This window comes from Streptomyces sp. NPDC058231 (genome assembly GCF_042882275.1).
GTDB lineage: Bacteria > Actinomycetota > Actinomycetes > Streptomycetales > Streptomycetaceae > Streptomyces.
Genome location: NZ_JBHVWN010000002.1, coordinates 59,526 through 77,333 on the forward strand (window position 1 = coordinate 59,526; position 17,808 = coordinate 77,333).

The 17,808-nt window shown below is 71.6% G+C and carries 13 protein-coding genes and 1 pseudogene; 5 read left to right on the top strand and 9 right to left on the bottom strand.

Annotated features, from left to right (window positions below):
* Positions 1–55: 55 nt before the first annotated feature.
* Positions 56–468: pseudogene (locus ACFVXE_RS01785) on the top strand (FAD-dependent oxidoreductase); the annotation flags it as partial.
* Between the two features lie 78 nt (positions 469–546).
* Here ACFVXE_RS01785 and ACFVXE_RS01790 read toward each other — a convergent pair.
* The gene (locus ACFVXE_RS01790; RefSeq protein WP_389668162.1) at positions 547–948 is read right to left on the bottom strand and encodes a RidA family protein; all 402 of its coding nucleotides are present in this window, start codon (positions 946–948) and stop codon (positions 547–549) included.
* A complete protein-coding gene (locus tag ACFVXE_RS01795) occupies positions 945–2,126 on the bottom strand; it encodes an acyl-CoA dehydrogenase family protein (protein ID WP_389668164.1) in 1,182 nt (393 codons plus the stop codon). The genes ACFVXE_RS01790 and ACFVXE_RS01795 overlap by 4 nt, the downstream gene beginning before the upstream one ends.
* A gap of 88 nt (positions 2,127–2,214) precedes the next feature.
* Here ACFVXE_RS01795 and ACFVXE_RS01800 point away from each other — a divergent pair, with 88 nt between their 5' ends.
* From ACFVXE_RS01800 to ACFVXE_RS01810, 3 genes are read left to right on the top strand one after another with little or no spacing between them, the layout of a single operon-like run.
* Positions 2,215–3,846 carry an AMP-binding protein gene (locus ACFVXE_RS01800; RefSeq protein ID WP_389668166.1) on the top strand — a complete coding sequence of 544 codons (1,632 nt, stop codon included), beginning with the start codon at positions 2,215–2,217 and terminating at the stop codon, positions 3,844–3,846.
* A 4-nt stretch (positions 3,847–3,850) separates the two neighbouring features.
* Complete coding sequence (locus ACFVXE_RS01805) at positions 3,851–4,678, top strand: PaaX family transcriptional regulator C-terminal domain-containing protein (protein WP_389668168.1); 828 nt, start codon at positions 3,851–3,853, stop codon at positions 4,676–4,678.
* A 40-nt stretch (positions 4,679–4,718) separates the two neighbouring features.
* Positions 4,719–5,537, top strand: coding sequence for a GNAT family N-acetyltransferase (locus ACFVXE_RS01810; protein WP_389668170.1), 819 nt, complete (start codon positions 4,719–4,721; stop codon positions 5,535–5,537).
* 72 nt (positions 5,538–5,609) lie between these two features.
* Here ACFVXE_RS01810 and ACFVXE_RS01815 read toward each other — a convergent pair whose 3' ends face one another.
* Both ACFVXE_RS01815 and ACFVXE_RS01820 read right to left on the bottom strand, forming a co-directional pair.
* Complete coding sequence (locus ACFVXE_RS01815; protein ID WP_389668171.1) at positions 5,610–7,892, bottom strand: bifunctional salicylyl-CoA 5-hydroxylase/oxidoreductase; 2,283 nt, start codon at positions 7,890–7,892, stop codon at positions 5,610–5,612.
* A gap of 4 nt (positions 7,893–7,896) precedes the next feature.
* Entirely contained in the window at positions 7,897–8,724 is an 828-nt protein-coding gene (locus ACFVXE_RS01820; protein ID WP_389668173.1) for an enoyl-CoA hydratase family protein, read from the bottom strand.
* Positions 8,725–8,948: 224 nt separating this feature from the next.
* Here ACFVXE_RS01820 and ACFVXE_RS01825 point away from each other — a divergent pair, with 224 nt between their 5' ends.
* Entirely contained in the window at positions 8,949–9,380 is a 432-nt protein-coding gene (locus ACFVXE_RS01825; RefSeq protein ID WP_389668174.1) for an ATP-binding protein, read from the top strand.
* Between the two features lie 10 nt (positions 9,381–9,390).
* On the opposite strand, the gene ACFVXE_RS01830 is transcribed toward ACFVXE_RS01825, so the two are convergent.
* From ACFVXE_RS01830 to ACFVXE_RS01850, 5 genes are all read right to left on the bottom strand, one after another.
* Positions 9,391–10,869: an amino acid permease gene (locus ACFVXE_RS01830; protein WP_389668176.1), complete on the bottom strand. Its 1,479-nt coding sequence runs from the start codon at positions 10,867–10,869 to the stop codon at positions 9,391–9,393.
* Between the two features lie 180 nt (positions 10,870–11,049).
* A complete protein-coding gene (argF, locus tag ACFVXE_RS01835; protein WP_389668178.1) occupies positions 11,050–12,054 on the bottom strand; it encodes an ornithine carbamoyltransferase in 1,005 nt (334 codons plus the stop codon).
* Positions 12,055–12,369: 315 nt separating this feature from the next.
* Complete coding sequence (locus ACFVXE_RS01840; RefSeq protein ID WP_389668180.1) at positions 12,370–13,602, bottom strand: arginine deiminase; 1,233 nt, start codon at positions 13,600–13,602, stop codon at positions 12,370–12,372.
* 104 nt (positions 13,603–13,706) lie between these two features.
* The gene (locus ACFVXE_RS01845; RefSeq protein WP_389668182.1) at positions 13,707–16,304 is read right to left on the bottom strand and encodes a polynucleotide kinase-phosphatase; all 2,598 of its coding nucleotides are present in this window, start codon (positions 16,302–16,304) and stop codon (positions 13,707–13,709) included.
* On the bottom strand, positions 16,301–17,776 hold the full coding sequence (locus ACFVXE_RS01850; RefSeq protein ID WP_389668184.1) for a 3' terminal RNA ribose 2'-O-methyltransferase Hen1: 1,476 nt from the start codon (positions 17,774–17,776) through the stop codon (positions 16,301–16,303). The genes ACFVXE_RS01845 and ACFVXE_RS01850 overlap by 4 nt, the downstream gene beginning before the upstream one ends.
* Positions 17,777–17,808 lie beyond the last annotated feature (32 nt).

The following is a 17,808-nucleotide window of genomic DNA, read 5'->3' on the forward strand; positions in this document are numbered from 1 at the left end:
CGCGCCGGGCCCGGACGCCTCCCGGTGGGCCGCGCCGGGTCCGGCTCACAGGGTCCCCGAGTACACCGGCTTCGCCAACTGGGGTGTGACGGCTCCCCGTCAGCCGCAGGTGCAGGGAGTGGTGATGGGCACCGCGGGCAAGGACGCCAAGGCGCTGATCACCTCGATCACCGACGAACTGATGTACCTGGGAGCGGTGTTCGCCGCGTCGGCGGAGTTCCGGCCGGACCCGGAGCGGGCTCACGAGCAGCTCGGGGAGCGGCTCGCCGCGTTCTCCGGACCGGTCGCCGAGGCGCCGGTCGCGGTCACCGACCGCGACCGTGGCGTACTCGCGGATCTCCCAGGTGACGGTCGAGGAGCCGTGCCGTGCTCAAGCAGGAGATGGGCGCCGGGACGACACCCGAGGCGGACGAGCTGCTCAAGGCCGGCACCCCGGATGCGGCGCACGTGCTGGTGCAGCCGTACTGAACCGTCCGCCGGGCGGGCGTGCCGCGGTGCCGCGCCCGCCCGGTCCACTCGGGAACGCCGCGCCCGGGAAGGCTGCGCTCACGGCAGTACGGCCGTCCCGTCGAGCTCGACGAGTGCCTGTTCGTCCCAGAGCCTGACCGTCCCGACGACTGCCATGGCCGGGTAGTCCCGGCCCGCCAACCGCTTCCAGATCCGGCCGAGTTCGGATGCGTGGGCGCGATAGTCGGCGACATCGGTGGCGTAGACCGTGACGCGTGCCAGATCGGCCGGGGCGCCGCCGGCCGCGCGCAGCGCGGTGAGCAGATTGGTCAGCGCCGTGGTGAACTGCTCGGGCAGCGTGGCGCCGACGAGCTTGCCGTCCCGGTCCAGTGCGGTCTGCCCGGCGAGGAAGATCAGCTGGCTGCCGGTGGCCGTGACGGCGTGCGAGAAGCCGGTGGGCGGGGACAGTTCGGCAGGGTTGATCCGTTGGATCGGACTCATGCGGTCGACTCCTCGTTCGCTTCCGGTGTCCGGTACCCGCCGGCCGGCTCGTGACACGCGGCGGCCGCGGTCGCGTACAGCTCCTTGGCGATGATCGTGCGCTGGACCTCGCTGGCGCCCTCGTAGATCCGCGGGGCACGTACCTCCCGGTAGAGGTGTTCGAGCAGATGGCCGCGGTGCAGTGCGCGGGCCCCGTGCAGCTGGACGGCGCTGTCCACGACGTACTGCGCCGCCTCGGTGGCGAACAACTTCGCCATGGCCGCCCTGCGCGGTACGCCCGGCTCCCCCGCGTCGTACGCCGCCGCGGCCGCGTACACCAGGAGCCGGGCGGCCTCGGTGCGGGTGGCCATCTCCGCGACCTGGTGGGCGACCGCCTGCAGCTCCGCCAGCGGGCCGCCGAACGCGGTGCGTTCCGCGGTGTGGGCGAGGGTCGCTTCGAGGGCGGCGCGGGCCATGCCGACGGCGAAGGCGCCGACGCTGGGGCGGAACAGGTTGAGGGTGTTCATGGCGACCCGGAAGCCGCGGTCCGGTTCGCCGAGCACGTCGTCGCGGGTGACCGGGACCCCGTCGAAGGCGAGCGCCCCGATCGGGTGCGGCGAGAGCATGTCGAGGGCGGTGCCGGTCAGTCCAGGGCGGTCGGCGGGGACCAGGAACGCCGTGACGCCGCGGGCTCCGGCGCCCGGTGTCGTACGGGCGAAGACGGTGTAGAAGTCGGCCTCGGGGGCGTTGGAGATCCAGCGTTTCTCGCCGGTCAGCAGCCAGCCGTCCGGGGCGGGTGCGGCGGCGAGGGCGAGAGCGGCGGCGTCGGAGCCGGCCCCGGGCTCGCTGAGCGCGAAGGCCGCGACGGCGCGGCCGGCCCGGACCTCGGGAAGCCAGCGCGCACGGTGGGCCGGAGTACCCGCCTGGACCAACGGGTACGTGCCGAGCCCCTGGAGTGCCAGCGCCGTCTCGGCCTCCGTGCAGCCCCGGGCCAGGGACTCGCGCAGCAAGCAGAGGTCGAGGGCGCCGGAGGAGAACAGCCGGTCCAGCAGCCCCAGTTCACCGAGGGCGGCGACCAGTGGGCGGTTGACGTGACCTGGTTCGCCCTTCTCGGCGAGGGGGCGCAGCTCCTTCTCGGCGAGGGCGCGCAGCTCCTCGCACCAGGCGGTCTGTTCCGGATCGAGTGAGAATGCCGTCATACCGGCGCCTCTCCTGTCCCGTATCGCGAACTGTTGACTACCGTCATTCAAACGATACGCTCCAAGGGCGACAAGGGGGCGATCCGTTATGGACCCGAAGACCTCAGCGCACCTCGACACCTTTGCCCGGGAGCATCTGCCGTCCCTGGACCAGTGGCCGGAACTGGTCTTCGGACTACCCGGGCTGGACTATCCGGACCGGCTGAACTGCGCGTCCGAACTGCTCGACGGCACGGTCGCACGGCTCGGACCCGACCGTCCCGCCTTCCGCACGCCCCACGGCGAGATCTGGAGCTACGGGGAGCTGCAGGACCGGGTCGACCGGATCGCCCACGTCCTGACCTCCGATCTGGGCGTCGTCCCCGGCAACCGCGTCCTGCTGCGCGGCCCCACCACTCCCCGGCTCGCCGCCTGCTGGCTGGCCGTGCTGAAGGCGGGCGCGATCGCCGTGACCGTACTGGCCCAGCAGCGGGCCCAGGAGCTCGCGACGATCTGTTCGATCGCCCGGATCGGCCATGCGCTGTGCGACGCCCGATCGGTCGACGACCTGGTGAGGGCGGAGGTGCCCGGGCTGCGGATCACGTCGTACGGGGGTGACTCCCCCGACGATCTGGACCGGCTGACCGAGCGCCGGCCGGGACCGTACCGCGCGGTCGACACGGCAGCGGACGATGTCGCGCTGATCGCGTTCACCTCGGGCACCACCGGACGCCCCAAAGGCTGTATGCACTTCCACCGCGACGTGCTGGCGATCGCCGACACGTTCTCGCGCCACATCCTGTGGCCCACCCCCGACGACGTGTTCGCGGGCAGTCCGCCGCTCGGCTTCACCTTCGGGCTCGGCGGTCTGGTGGTCTTCCCGTTGCGGGCCGGGGCGTCGACGCTGCTGCTGGAGCAGGCCGGTCCGCGCCAGCTGCTGCCCGCACTGGCCGACCACCGCGTCTCGGTGCTGTTCACCGCCCCGACGGCCTACCGCGTGATGCTCGACCACCTGGACAGGCACGATCTCGCCGCGCTGCGGCGCTGCGTGTCGGCGGGCGAGAACCTGCCCGAGGCGACCTGGCGGTCCTGGTACGAGCGGACCGGTCTGCGCATCATCAACGGCATCGGCGCCACCGAGCTGCTGCACATCTTCATCTCGGCCGCCGACGACGCGATCCGCCCCGGCACCACCGGGGTTCCGGTGCCGGGCTGGGAGGCGCGCGTGCTGGACCGGCACGGCCATCCGGTACCCGACGGGGAGCCGGGGCTGCTCGCCGTGCGCGGCCCGGTCGGCTGCCGCTATCTCGCGGACACCCGCCAGTCGGAGTACGTACGGCACGGCTGGAACCTCACCGGCGACACGTACACGCGTGACCGCGACGGCTATTTCCACTACGTCGCCCGCGCCGACGACATGATCATCTCGTCCGGGTACAACATCGCCGGTCCCGAGGTCGAGGACGCCCTGCTGCGCCACCCCGAGGTCGCCGAGGTGGCGGTGGTCGGGCATCCGGACGAGCTGCGCGGGCAGATCGTGGTGGCGTACGTGGTGCTGCGCGAGGGCGCCGGGACATCGGCCGACGAGCTGCGGACCCATATGAAGGACGAACTCGCCCCGCACAAGTGCCCGCGTGTCATCGAATTCGTGCCGGCCCTCCCCCGGACCGCCACCGGCAAGCTGCAGCGGTTCCGGCTGCGCAGCGACGGAGGGCGGACCGACGCGCGGGACCTAGAGTGATCACGTGGCCGAGCACACTCCCAGATCCCTGATCGTCACCCTCTACGGCGCCTACGGTCGCACCCCCGGCAACGCACCGCTGCCGGTGGCCGAGCTGATCCGGCTGCTGAACGCCGTCGGGGTCGACGCCCCGTCCGTACGCTCCTCCGTCTCCCGGCTGAAGCGGCGCGGACTGCTCGTGCCGGCGCGGACCGCGGGCGGCTCAGCCGGCTACTCGCTGTCGTCCGACGCCCGGCAGCTGCTCGACGACGGTGACCGGCGGATCTACGCGCACCCGCAGCCGCGGCTCCGGGACGGCTGGGTGCTCGCCGTCTTCTCCGTACCGGAAGCCGAGCGGCACAAGCGGCATCTGCTGCGCTCGCGGCTGACCCGGCTCGGCTTCGGCACGGCGGCGCCGGGGGTCTGGATCGCGCCCGCGGCGCTGTACGACGAGACCCGGCACACCCTGGAGCGGCTCGAACTCGCCCCGTACGTGGACCTGTTCCGCGGCGAGCACCTCGGCTTCGCCGCGACGCGGGAGTCCGTGGCGCGCTGGTGGGACCTGGATGCCATGGCCGGGCTCCACCTGGACTTCCTGAAGCAGCACGAACCGGTGCTGCGGGCCTGGGAGTCACGGCCCGGCACCCCCGACCCGGCGGCCGCCTACCGCGACTACCTGCCGGCCCTGGACTCGTGGCGTCAGCTGCCGTACGCCGATCCCGGGCTGCCGGAGGAGCTGCTGCCCAAGGAGTGGCCGGGGGGCCGGTCGGCGGAGGTGTTCGGGCTGCTGCACGCCCGGCTGCGGGACGCGGGGGCGGAGTTCGTACGGGGCGTGCCGGACGGTCTCCCGTAATTTCGGTGCCTCCCGCGGACCGGGCCGGTCATCATGGACCATGACTTGGACGTTCACCGACGACGCCGAGGTGTTCCTGGAGGCGGCCGGCGCATGGCTGGCCGCCCGGCCCGCCGAGAACACCCTGATCCTGACCGTCACCGCGACCCTGCGGGCCGACGGACCGCACGCGTACGGCGACGGGGCGCCGTTGCTGGGCTGGTGGCGCGGGCCGGACGACGAGGTCGCGGGCACCGTGGTGCAGACTCCGCCGTACCGGCCGCTGCTCGGCGCGGCCGTCCCGGATGCGGTCGCGGCGCTGGCCGTGGCGCTGCCGATGACCTCCGTCAACGCGGACCGCGCCTCCGCCGCGACCCTGGCCGCCCGATGGCCGGGGCACCGCGTCGACCAGGAGCAGCGACTGTACCGACTGGCGGAGCTGATCCCGCCGTCGCCCGCTCCGCCGGGCCGCCCCAGGCGGGCGACGGCTGCCGACCGGGACCTGCTGGTGGCCTGGCACCGCGCGTTCGCTGCGCAGGTCGGCCAGCCGGACGACCGTGCCGAGTGGATGGTCGACGAGCGGACGGCATCCGGTGGGCTGACGCTCTGGGAGGACGGCGGGACGCCGGTGTCGATGGCGGCCGTCACCCCGCAGATCGCGGGCGCCGTGCGGGTGGTGGCCGTGTACACGCCGCGGGAGCACCGGGGCCGCGGCTATGCGGGCGCGGTGACCGCCGAGGTGAGCCGGGCGGCGCGGGAGGCCGGGGCGGACGAGGTGCTGCTCTTCACCGATCTGGCGAACCCGACCAGCAACGGGGTCTATCTGCGCATCGGTTACCGGCCCGTCCTGGACCGGGTGCTGATCAGCCGGGAGGAGTGACGGCCGAGCCGGTCCGGCCGATCGCCGCGCACGCGGTCCGGTACCGCAGGTCCGGTCCCGGGCGTCCGCCGCTCACCCCAGGGTGAGCCGCGGCTTCGGTGCGTCGGTGCGACCGGCCGGAGGCCTACGGCTGCCCGCGCGGTACGGGACCGGCCAGGGGGCGCCCGGTCCTGCGTAACCTTGGTCGGCCGCCGCGTGCAGGGTCCAGTGCGGGTCGTAGAGGTGCGGGCGGCCCAGGGCGCAGAGGTCGGCGCGGCCCGCCAGCAGCAGGGAGTTGGCGTCGTCCCAGGAGGAGATCGCGCCGACCGCGACGACGGGCACGACCAGGGTGTTGCGGATCCGGTCGGCGTACGGGGTCTGGTACGAGCGGCCGTACTCGGGGCGTTCGCCCGGGACGACCTGGCCGGTGGAGACGTCGATGGCGTCGGCGCCGTGCGCGACGAACGCCCGGGCGATCTCGACGGCGTCCTCGGCCGTCGTACCGCCGTCCGCCCAGTCGGTGGCGGAGATCCGGACGGTCATGGGCCGGTCGTCGGGCCATTCGGCGCGGACCGCGTCGAAGACTTCGAGCGGGAAGCGGAGCCGGTTCGGCAGCGGGCCGCCGTAGGCGTCGGTACGCCGGTTGGTGAGCGGGGAGAGGAAGCCGGAGAGCAGGTAGCCGTGGGCGCAGTGGAGTTCGAGCAGATCGAAGTCACAGGTGACGGCGTGCCGGGCGGCGGCGGCGAACTGGGCGCGGATGACGTCGAGTCCGGCCCTGTCCAGGGCGTGCGGGACCTGGTTGACGCCCTCCTCGTACGGGATCGGGGAGGCGGCCGACAAGGGCCAGTTGCCCGTGTCGAGCGGCTGGTCGATGCCGTCCCGCATCAGCTTGGTGGAGCCCTTGCGGCCTGAGTGGCCGAGCTGGATGCCGATCGCGGTGCCGGGCGCCGACTCGTGGACGAAACCGGTGATCCGGGTCCAGGCGGCGGCCTGCTCGGGTGTGTAGAGGCCGGTACAGCCCGGGGTGATGCGGCCCTCGGGACTGACGCACACCATCTCGGTCATGACGAGCCCGGCGCCGCCGAGGGCGCGGGCGCCCAGATGGACGAGGTGGAAGTCGGCAGGGACGCCGTCGACGGCCGAGTACATGTCCATCGGGGAGACGACGATCCGGTTGCGCAGTTCGAGACCGCGCAGCCGCAACGGGGTGAACATCGGCGGGGTGCCCGGGGCGCAACCGAACTCCTCCTCGACGGCGGCGGTGAAGTCCGCGTCGCGCAGCCGCAGGTTGTCGTGGGTGACGCGGCGGCTGCGGGTGAGGAGATTGAAGGCGAACTGGCGGGGCGCCTGGTCGACGTACGTACCGATCTCCTCGAACCAGCGCAGGCTGGCGGCGGCGGCGCGTTGGGTCGACTCGACGACGGGACGGCGCTCGGTCTCGTACGCGGTGAGGGCGGCGGGCAGGTCCTGCTGCTCCTCGACGCAGGCGGCGAGTGCGAGGGCGTCCTCGACGGCCAGTTTGGTGCCGGAGCCGATGGAGAAGTGCGCGGTGTGCGCGGCATCGCCGATGAGGACCGTGCCGCCGTGCGACCAGTGGGCGTTGACGACGGTACGGAAGGTGAGCCAGGACGAGTGGTTGGAGCGCAGCGGACGGCCGCCGAGGGCGTCGGCGAAGATCTTGGCGCAGCGTTCCGTGGAGGCGGCGGTGTCCATGGTGCCGAAACCGGCCGCGCGCCAGACCTCCTCGCGCATCTCGACGATGACGGTGGACGCGCCGGCCGAGAAGGGGTAACCGTGCAGCTGCATCACGCCGTGCTCGGTCTCGGCGATCTCGAAGCGGAACGCGTCGAGGGCGAAGTCGGCGGCGAGCCAGATGTAACGGTTGCGGTGGGTGGTGACGGTGGGCCGGAAGGCGTCGGCGTGCGCCTCGCGGGTGGCGCTGTGCACCCCGTCGGCTGCGATCACCAGGTCGTGTGTCGCGGCGAGCTCGGCGGCGGGCGGGGCCTGTTCGCGGAAGCGCAGCCGTACACCGAGGGACCGGCAGCGCTCCTGCAAGATCTCCAGGAGCCGGCGGCGGCCCAGCGCGGCGAAGCCGTGACCGCCGGACGTCTGGGTCCGTCCGCGGTGGATGATGTCGATGTCGTCCCACCGGACGAACTCGGCCTGGAGCGCCCGGTACACCACCGGGTCGGCGTGCTCGATGCCTCCGAGCGTCTCGTCGGAGAGGACGACGCCGAAGCCGAACGTGTCGTCGGGGGCGTTGCGCTCCCACACGGTGACGGTGCGCGCCGGGTCCAGGCGCTTGAGAAGAGCCGCGGCGTAGAGCCCGCCGGGACCGCCGCCGATGACCGCGATACGTGTCGTGCCGGACGGCATCGCGCTACCTGCCTTGCCACTTCGGCGGCCGCTTCTCCGTGAACGCGGCATGGAACTCGGCGTAGTCGTCACCGTGCATCAGCAGGGCCTGGGTGGCGGCGTCCATCTCGACGGCGGCGGCGAGCGGCATGTCGAGTTCGGCGGTGAGCAGCGCCTTGGTCTGCGCGAGGGCGAGCGCGGGCCCTTCGGCGAGGCGGCGGGCGAGCCGGCCGGCCTGCGCGTCGGCCTGTCCCTCCTCGGTCAGCTCGCTGATCAGCCCGATCCGTTCGGCCTCGGGGGCGCGGACCGGTTCGCCGAGCATCAGCAGCCTGGTGGCGTGGCCGAGACCGACGACGCGCGGCAGCAGGTACGCCGCCCCCATGTCGCCGCCGGAGAGTCCGACCCGGGTGAAGAGGAAGGCGAACCGCGCCGACGGGTCGGCCACCCGGAAGTCGGCGGCCAGCGCGAGGACCGCGCCGGCGCCCGCGGCGACCCCGTGCACGGCGGCGACGACGGGGAAGGGGCACTCCCGCAGGGCGCGTACGACCTGCCCGGTCATCCGGTTGAAGTCGAGCAGCTGCGCGGTGTCCATGGCGAGCGTGGCGCCGATGATCTCGTCGACATCTCCGCCGGAGCAGAAGCCGCGCCCCTCCCCGGCGAGGACGAGTGCGCGCACGGAGCGTTCACGGGACAGCTCGGCCAGGAGGTCGCGCAGGTCGGCGTAGGCGCCGAAGGTGAGCGCGTTGAGTTTCTCGGGACGGGCCAGGGTGATGGTGGCGACGCCTTCGTGCGTCGTCAGCCGCAGATGGCGCCAGTCCTCCGTACGGGGGGCGGAGCTGGGAAACGGGCTCATGGAGGGTGGTCCCCTTCAGCCGTCGGGCTGCTACCTGCTCCCGAAGTTATCACTCATCCGTGACTTCCGTCACGAGTACGCGATAGGTCGGCACCGGGTGCGGAGTGGCGAAAGTCCCATTCGTACCGGTCCGCCGCCTCTGTTTCTCCGCCGTTGCGCTTCGTATGGTTGAAACGAGAAATCTTCAGCTCCAGAAAGCCGTGACCTCCGAACGGAAACCTGCCGTGCCCCCCGATGGACCGACCACCGCCTCCTGGCGCATCGCGCTGCCGCACTCCGCGGCCGCCGTACCGATCGCCCGCACCCTGATCCGTACGGCGCTGGCGGACATCGGCACCTCCGCCGAGACCACCGACACCGCGGAGCTCCTCACCGCCGAGCTGGTCGCCAACGCCGTGGAGCACACCGACGGCGACGAGCCGATAGAGCTGGTGGTGGAGCTCCTTCCGACCGGCTGCCAGGTGGAGGTCCACGACCGCGACCCCGCCCCGCCGGGCGATCTCTCCCGGCCGCGGCCGGGCAGCCATCCGGACCCCTGGCAGGAACACGGCCGGGGTCTGCTGCTGATCCGTACTCTCAGCTCGTCCTGCGGTCACCGCACGACGGAGCGCGGCAAGGTGGTCTGGTTCACCCTGCCGTCGCACCAGCCCCAGTAGGGGCGCGCACTCAGTCCTGACCCGCGGCGGCCCGGTCCGCGACCAGCCGCGAGCGGCGTCGCCCGTAGCCCGTGTACACCACCGCGCCGACGGCCAGGAAGACCACGAACTGCACCCAGGTCACCCAGCCCGTCCCGTACATCAGGTAGAGGCAGAAGAGGACGCCCAGGATCGGGCTGACCGGATAGACCGGCACCCGGAAGGAACGCCTCATCCCCGGGTGGCTGCGGCGCAGCGCGATCACCGCGATATTGACCGCCACCATGGTGGCGAGCGTGCCGATGGTGGTCAGGTTGACCACCGCGTCGAGGGACGCGAAGGCCGCCGGGACGGCGAAGACGGCGGCGACGATCCACGTGTTGGCGACGGGCGTCGAGGTCCGCGGCGACACGCGCTCGAAGACCCGCGGGACCAGGCCGTCGCGGGACATCGACATCAGGATGCGGGTCTGCCCGTACATCACCGCGAGCACGACGGACGCGATGGCGACGACCGCCCCGAAGGCGATGATGCCGCCGCCGACGGTCGAGTCGGTGACCTGGTCGACGATGAGTGAGAGCGCGGCCGGCTTGTCGGAGACGGCGTCCGCGCCGAGTGCCCCGATGGCGGTGAGCGCGACCACGCAGTAGAGCAGGGTGGCGACCCCGATGCAGATCATGATCGCGATCGGGATGTTCCGCCGGGGGTTCTTGACCTCCTCGCCCGCGGTGGTGATGGCGTCGAAGCCGATGTACGAGAAGAAGGCCAGCGAGGCACCGGCGGTGATCCCCGGGACGCCGTTGGTGGCGAACGGCGAGAGGTGGCCGGCCTCGAAGGCCGTGAACGCGATGGCGCAGAAGGCGATCAGGATGCCGATCTTGAGGACGGCCATCGCGGCCGTGGCACCCGCGCTCTCACGGATGCCGCGCACCAGCAGAGTGGCCGCCATCATGATCACCACGATGGCGGGGAGGTTGATCACACCGCCGTCGCCCGGCCCGGCGGACAGCGCGGTGGGCAGGTGCCAGCCGACGAGGCTGTTCAGCAGCTCGTTGACGTACTGGCTCCAGCCGACCGCGACCGCGGAGACCGAGACGCCGTACTCCAGCAGCAGGCACCAGCCGACGAGGAAGGCGACGCGTTCGCCGAGGGTGGCGTAGGCGAAGGAGTACGAGCTGCCCGACACCGGGATCGCGCCACCGAGCTCCGCGAAGGAGAACGCGGTGAAGATGCAGGTGATCGCCGCGAGGACGAAGGAGACGACGACCGCGGGGCCGGCCTCGGCGACACTGTCGGACAGTCCGACGAAGATCCCGGTTCCGACGATGGCACCGATGCCGAAGCACGCGAGCTGGAACAGCCCCATGGTTCGCTTGAGACCGTGCCCCTCCAGGTCGGCACCGGATTCGGCGACCAGCTGGATGGGGCTCTTGATACGCAGACCTGGCCGGGGCGACGTGCTCGGCGGGCGGAGCGGGCTCACGGGAAAATCTCTTCTCTGATGGCGCATGTGGGGGCTCGGCCTGCGGAGCGGGTGGGGGCGCTCCGGTTCCCGCGGGGAACCTCGGCAGGCACGAAAATGGGGTTCGAGCGTCCGAGCCCGAACCCCACCATCTGGGACCATCTTAGCCAATTGTCCGTATGTTCACCCCATCGGGTGCATGGCCATACGGCACCCCGGAAGGAGCCGTCAGGCGCCCGCCATGGTCGCGACGAGGACGGCCTTGATCGTGTGCATCCGGTTCTCGGCCTCGTCGAAGACGATCGAGTGCGCGGACTCGAAGACCTCGTCGGTGACCTCCAGCTCGGTCAGACCATGGCCGGCGTGGATCTCACGGCCCACCTCGGTGCCGAGATCGTGGAAGGCCGGCAGGCAGTGCAGGAACTTCACCTCGGGGTTCCCGGTGGCGTTCAGGACGTCCATGGTGACGGAGTACGGCGCGAGGGCCTTGATGCGCTCGCCCCAGACCTCCTTCGGCTCCCCCATGGAGACCCAGACATCGGTGACGACGAAGTCGACGCCCCGCACTCCCTCGGGGACGTCCTCGGTGAAGGTGATCCTCGCGCCGCTGCTCTCCGCGAGCAGACGGGCCCTGGCGACGATCTCCTCGGCCGGCCAGTAGGCCTTCGGCGCGACGATGCGGACATCCATGCCCAGCAGCGCACCGGTGACCAGGTACGAGTTGCCCATGTTGAAGCGCGCGTCGCCGAGGTAGGCGAAGGCGATCCGCTCCAGCGGCTTGTCGCTGTGCTCGGTCATCGTGAGGACGTCGGCGAGCATCTGTGTCGGGTGCCAGTCGTCGGTGAGCCCGTTGAACACGGGGACCCCGCCGCTCGCCGCCAGCTCCTCGACGGCAGCCTGGCTGTCACCGCGGTACTCGATGCCGTCGAACATCCGGCCGAGTACGCGGGCAGTGTCCTTCACCGACTCCTTGTGGCCGATCTGGGAGCCCGAGGGGTCGAGGTACGTGGTGGAGGCACCCTGGTCGGCGGCAGCGACCTCGAAAGCGCAGCGGGTGCGGGTCGAGGTCTTCTCGAAGATCAGCGCGATGTTCTTGCCGCGCAGCCGCTGCACCTCCGTACCCGACTTCTTGGCGGCCTTGAGCTCGGCGGCCAGGTCGATCAGGCCGCGGAACTCCTCGGCGGTGAAGTCCAGCTCCTTGACGAAGTGGCGGCCTGCGAGGTCTATGGCCATGGTGGCTGCTCCTGGATCGGGAGAGGTCGGGCGTACAGTTCCCTGGAAGTCTATACGAGCGGACGCATCGCTATACAGTCTCTCGTGCCACCACGAGCCCCTCCGCACTCCCCCGTGGGCCCGCATTCGCCCGTTCGGCCGGACGGTTCCCGCACAAGGGACGTCCCACCGGCCGTGGAAGGTCGCCGCGCGGCATCGGATGCGGCACGTCGCGCGGCGGAGCGGGTCTCGTGCCGGGCGTGTCCGGACGTTCCCGCAGTGCGGTGAGGGGCCGTGGCCGCCGTCGCGCGCCCGCCAGGGATCACGGCACGGCCCTCACACCGGATCACGGACCACCGGACAGCTCATACAACGGGGTCCGCCCCTGCCCCGGCCCAGTTCACTGCCGCGGATCTCGATGACCTCGATGCCTTCCTTGCGCAGATACGTGTTGGTGGTGGCGTTGCGCTCGTAGGCGATGACGACACCCGGCTCGACGGCGAGCACGTTGCAGCCGTCGTCCCACTGCTCCCGTTCGGCCGCGTGCACGTCCTGGGTGGCCGTGAGGACGCGGATCGATTCCAGGCCCAGCGCCGCGGCGATGGCCCGGTGCATGTGCTCGGGTGGATGGTCGGTGACCTTGAGCTCCCGCGGACCACTGCCCGGCTCGATGGTGTACGAGCGGAGCATGCCGAGCCCCGCGTACTGGGTGAACGTATCGCCGTCGACCATCGTCATCACCGTGTCGAGGTGCATGAAGGCGCGCCTCTTGGGCATGTCGAGCGCCACGATCGTCCGGGCGGAGCCGGCGTCGAACAGCCCGCGGGCCAGCATCTCGACCGCTTGCGGGGTGGTGCGCTCGCTCATCCCGATGAGGACCGCGCCCCGGCCGATGACCAGGACGTCGCCGCCCTCGATGGTGGACGGGTAGTCGTCCTGTCCCTCCGACCAGTGGTGGAAGGCGCCGGCCTCGGGGCCGGTGAACAACGGATGGTGCCGGTAGATCGCCTCGAAGTGGACGGTCTCGCGCTGCCGCGCCGGCCAGCGCATCGCGTTGATGGACACCCCGTCGTATATCCAGGCCGAGGTGTCCCGGGTGAAGAGGTGGTTGGGAAGCGGACCGAGCAGGAAGTCGTCGAGGTCCATGACATGGAAACGGACGGAGGTCGGCTCGTTGTGCCGCTCCAGGAACTCCCGCTTCGTCATCCCGCCGACCAACGCCTCGGCCAGGTCCGCGGCGGACAGCTCCTCGAAGGCGGCCCGCAGGTGTTCGGTGGCGAGCGGGCCGTACTCCTTCTCGTCGAAGACACGGTCGAGGACGAGCCGCCTGGCCACCGGGACGTCCAGGGACTCACGGAGCAGATCACCGAAGAGATGCACCTCCACCCCGCGGTCGCGCAGCACATCCGCGAAGCCGTCGTGCTCCTGCCGGGCCCGCCGCACCCAGAGCACGTCGTCGAAGAGGAGTGCGTCCTTGTTGCTGGGGGTGAGCCGCTTCAGTTCCAGATCGGGGCGGTGCAGGATGACGCGGCGCAGCCGCCCGGCCTCGGAGTCGACATGGAATCCCATGCCTCCATCCTCACCGTGCGGAGCGCCGTTCACCCTGCGAACCGCCACCGAATTCGCCGCGGAACCTGCGTCCGGGTCCACGACCGGGCCGGGCCCGAGTGCTGTCAGAGCCTCGGGTCGACGGGCTCCGACTCCAGGGCGAGCACCGCGAACACCGCCTCGTGGACCCGCCACAGCGGCTCGCCCTCGGCCAGCCGGTCCAGGGCCTCCAGGCCCAGCGCGTACTCGCGGAGCGCGAGAGACCGCTTGTGGCCCAGGGACCGGGAGCGCAGCCGCTCCAGATTCTCCGGACGCGTGTACTCGGGACCGTAGATGATCCGCAGGTACTCCCGGCCACGCACCTTGATGCCGGGCTGGACCAGCCTGCCCTTCCGGTCCCGCACCAGTGCGGCCAGCGGTTTGACGACCATGCCCTCACCGCCGCGGCCGGTCATCTCCAGCCACCAGTCGGTACCGGCGCGGACCGATGCCTCGTCCCCGGTGTCCACGACGAGCCGCCGGGTGACCTGGAGCAGACCGGTGGGGTCGTGCTCCACGAGCCGGTCCAGCCAGGCCAGTTGCCGGTCATGGGGTACGGAGGCCAGCGAGCGGCCCTGCACGGCGAGGATCTGGAACGGTGCGATCCGTACGCCGTCCAGGCCCTCCGTGGTCCAGCAGTAGCGCCGGTAGGCGTCGGTGAACGCCGCCGCGTCCGCCGCCCGGCCCTGCTGACGTGCGGTCAGTTCCGCGACGTCCACACCGCGGGCGGCCGCTGCCGCCAGCGCCGCGTCGACCTCGGGAAGCACGGCGCCGGACGCTGCTCCGACCGCCGCGTACTGCGAGCGCAGCAGCCCGCCCGCCTTGAGCGACCAGGGCATCAGCTCGGCATCGAGCAGTACCCAGTCGGTGTCCCACTCCTCCCAGAGTCCGGCGGCGCCGACCGCCGTGCGCAGCCGGCCGAGGATCACCTCGGTCAGGGCCACGTCGTCCAGGAACGGCCGCCCGGTACGGGTGTGCAGCGCCCCGGTCGGGCCCTCGACCCCGAACCGCTCGCGGGCCGCGTCCGCGTCACGGCAGACCAGGGCCACCGCACGCGAGCCCATGTGCTTCTCCTCGCACACGACCTGGGCCACACCGTCCGCCCGGTACTGCGCGAACGCCTCGGCGGGGTGCTCCAGGAACCCCTCCTCCCGGGAGGTCGCAGTGGGGGCCATGGTCGGCGGAAGATAGCCGAGCAGCCGTGGGTCGACGGCGAACCGGCTCATGACTTCGAGCGCCGCCGCGGCGTTCTCCTCGCGCACCGAGACGCGGCCCAGCTGCCGCGTCTCCACGATCCGCCGGCCCTGCACGTCGGCCAGGTCGAGCGGGCGCCCCTCCCGGCCGCCGGGCGCCTCGGTGGCGAGCGGCTTCGCCGGTTCGTACCAGACCTTCTCGGCCGGTACGTCGACGATTTCCCGCTCCGGCCAGCGCAGCGCGGTCATCTTCCCGCCGAAGACCGCGCCGGTGTCCAGGCAGAGGGTGTTGTTGATCCACGAGGTGCTGGGTACGGGGGTGTGACCGTAGACGACGGCGGCCCGGCCCCGGTACTCCTCGGCCCACGGGTAACGCACCGGAAGGCCGAATTCGTCGGTCTCCCCGGTGGTGTCCCCGTACAGCGCGTGCGAGCGGACCCGTCCGGACGTGCGCCCGTGATACTTCTCGGGCAGTCCGGCGTGGCAGACGACGAGATTCCCGCCGTCCAGCACGTAGTGGCTGACGAGTCCGTCGATGAACTCGCTCACCCGGGCACGGAAGGCCGGGTCACGGGCGTCCTCGCGGTCCAGCTGCTCGATGGTCTCGGCGAGCCCGTGGGTGTGCTGGACCTTACGGCCCTTGAGGTGGCGCCCGAGCTTGTTCTCATGGTTGCCCGGCACGCACAGGGCGTGGCCGGCCGCCACCATGGACATGACGCGGCGCAGCACCCCCGGGCTGTCGGGACCACGGTCGACCAGGTCACCGACGAAGACCGCCGTACGTCCCTCGGGGTGCACGCCGTCGGCATAACCGAGCTTGCCGAGCAGGGTCTCCAGCTCGGTGCTGCAGCCGTGGACGTCACCGATGATGTCGAACGGCCCGGTGAGGTGGCGGAGGTCGTTGTAGCGGCGCTCCAGCACCACTTCGGCGTGCTCGGCCTCCTCCTCGGTGTGCAGGACGTGCACCTTGCGGAAGCCCTCGCGCTCCAGACCGCGCAGCGAGCGGCGCAGCTCGCGGCGGTGGCGCTGGACGACGTGGCGGGGCATGCCGGCGCGGTCGGGGCGGGTGGCATTGCGCGCCTGGCAGACCTCTTCGGGCAGGTCGAGGACGATCGCGACGGGCAGCACGTCGTGGCTCCGGGCCAGCTGGATCAGCTGCCTGCGGCTCTCGGCCTGGACGTTGGTGGCGTCGACGACGGTCAGCCGCCCGGCGGCGAGCCGCTTGCCCGCGATGTAGTGCAGGACGTCGAAGGCGGCACCACTGGCGCTCTGGTCGTTCTCGTCGTCGGCCACGAGACCGCGGCAGAAGTCCGAGGAGATGATCTCGGTGGGCTTGAAGTGCCTGTGCGCGAAAGTGGACTTGCCGGAGCCGCTGGCCCCGATGAGAACGACGAGGGAGAGGTCGGTCACCGGCAGCACGCGGTGGGCACCGGCCCTCCCCGCGGTGCCGGTGTGGTGCTCGGTGTCGGTCTGCTTCTCGGTACCGGTCATGCTGCCTTCGCCTCCTTCTCCCTGTCGTCCTCGGCGGTCCTCGTGAACACGGCCATCTGCGTGGGCGGCCCCACCTCGGGGTCGTCCGGCCCCACCGGCACGAATGCGACTCCGTATCCGTGTCGCCGCGCGACCTCCCGCGCCCACTGCCGGAACTCGGCCCTGGTCCACTCGAAGCGGTGGTCGCCGTGGCGCACATGTCCGGCCGGGAGGCTCTCCCAGCGGACGTTGTACTCCACGTTCGGCGTGGTCACGAGTACGGTCCCCGGCCGGGCGGAACCGAACACGGCGTACTCCAGGGCGGGCAGCCGCGGCAGGTCCAGATGCTCGACGACCTCGCTGAGCACCGCCGCGTCATATCCCTTGAGCCGGTTGTCGGTGTAGGTGAGCGAGCCCTGCTGCAAGGTGACGCGGCCGGCCTGCTGCTCCCCCATCCGGTCCAGCTTCAGCCGGCGCGAGGCGATGGTCAGCGCGCGCATCGAGACGTCGACACCGACGATCTCCGTGAAGCGCACGTCCTTCAGCAGCGCCTGGACCAACTGGCCCTGCCCACAGCCCAGGTCGAGGACCCGGTTCGCCCCTGCGGCCCGCAGCGCCTCCAGGATGGCGGCGCGCCGCTGCTCGGCGAGCGGCACCGGCTGCTCCTCGGTGTCCGTCGTCTCGTCCACCGCGTTGTCGACGCTCTCCACCGTCAGCTCGTCCAGCTCGGCGAGCCGTACCAGTTCGAGCCGTTCCATCGCCTGCCGGGTCAGCCCGCGGCGCCGGGAGAGGTAGCGGCTGGTGATCAGTTTCTGTTCGGGGTGGCCCGCCAGCCAGCCGTCACCGGCCCGCAGCAGCTTGTCCACCTCGTCGGGCGCGACCCAGTAGTGCTTGGCATCGTCGAGCACCGGAAGCAGGACGTACAGCTGCCGCAGGGCGTCGGCGAGCCGCAACTCGCCTTCCAGCACCAGCCGTACGTACCGCGAGTCACCCCACTCCGGGAACCGCTCGTCGAGCGGTACGGCCACCGCGTCCACCCGCGTCCAGCCGAGCGGCCCGAAGAGCCTCGTCACGAGTTCCGCACCGCCGCGCGCCGGGAGCGCGGGCACCTCGATCCTGAGTGGCAGAGGCGACTCCGCCCGTTCGGGCAAGGCCCGGCACACACCGTTCAGAGCTGACTTGAAGACGGTGCTCATGGCGACGGAGAGCAGCGAGGACGCCGCGTACGGCCGGTCGTTGACGTACTGCGCGAGTGCCGCGTCGGGGGCGCCGCCGCGTCCCTTGCCCTTGCCACGCCGCACCAGGGCCACAGGATCCACCTGGAGCATGAGCGCGGCCGTGCAGTGCGCGGCGGATGCCTCGGGGTAGAAGACATGCGCGGTGCCGTGGGACGTGGAGAACGCCTGCGCCTTCTCGGGGTGCTTGTGCAGCAGGTAGCCGAGGTCGGTCGCGGGACGCTCCGGGGTGCCGGTCGTACTGATTGTCAGGAACACACGTCCGAGTATGGTCCGGTCACTCGGTCCCC

What these genes read in the sequence shown, in the direction of transcription:
- ACFVXE_RS01810 (WP_389668170.1), top strand. Translation starts at nt 4,719, where the DNA reads ATGACTTGGACGTTCACCGACGACGCCGAGGTGTTCCTGGAGGCGGCC.
- ACFVXE_RS01815 (WP_389668171.1), bottom strand. Translation starts at nt 7,892, where the DNA reads ATGCCGTCCGGCACGACACGTATCGCGGTCATCGGCGGCGGTCCCGGC.
- ACFVXE_RS01830 (WP_389668176.1), bottom strand. Translation starts at nt 10,869, where the DNA reads ATGCGCCATCAGAGAAGAGATTTTCCCGTGAGCCCGCTCCGCCCGCCG.
- argF (WP_389668178.1), bottom strand. Translation starts at nt 12,054, where the DNA reads ATGGCCATAGACCTCGCAGGCCGCCACTTCGTCAAGGAGCTGGACTTC.
- ACFVXE_RS01790 (WP_389668162.1), bottom strand. Translation starts at nt 948, where the DNA reads ATGAGTCCGATCCAACGGATCAACCCTGCCGAACTGTCCCCGCCCACC.
- ACFVXE_RS01840 (WP_389668180.1), bottom strand. Translation starts at nt 13,602, where the DNA reads ATGGGATTCCATGTCGACTCCGAGGCCGGGCGGCTGCGCCGCGTCATC.
- ACFVXE_RS01820 (WP_389668173.1), bottom strand. Translation starts at nt 8,724, where the DNA reads ATGAGCCCGTTTCCCAGCTCCGCCCCCCGTACGGAGGACTGGCGCCAT.
- ACFVXE_RS01795 (WP_389668164.1), bottom strand. Translation starts at nt 2,126, where the DNA reads ATGACGGCATTCTCACTCGATCCGGAACAGACCGCCTGGTGCGAGGAG.
- ACFVXE_RS01800 (WP_389668166.1), top strand. Translation starts at nt 2,215, where the DNA reads ATGGACCCGAAGACCTCAGCGCACCTCGACACCTTTGCCCGGGAGCAT.
- ACFVXE_RS01845 (WP_389668182.1), bottom strand. Translation starts at nt 16,304, where the DNA reads ATGACCGGTACCGAGAAGCAGACCGACACCGAGCACCACACCGGCACC.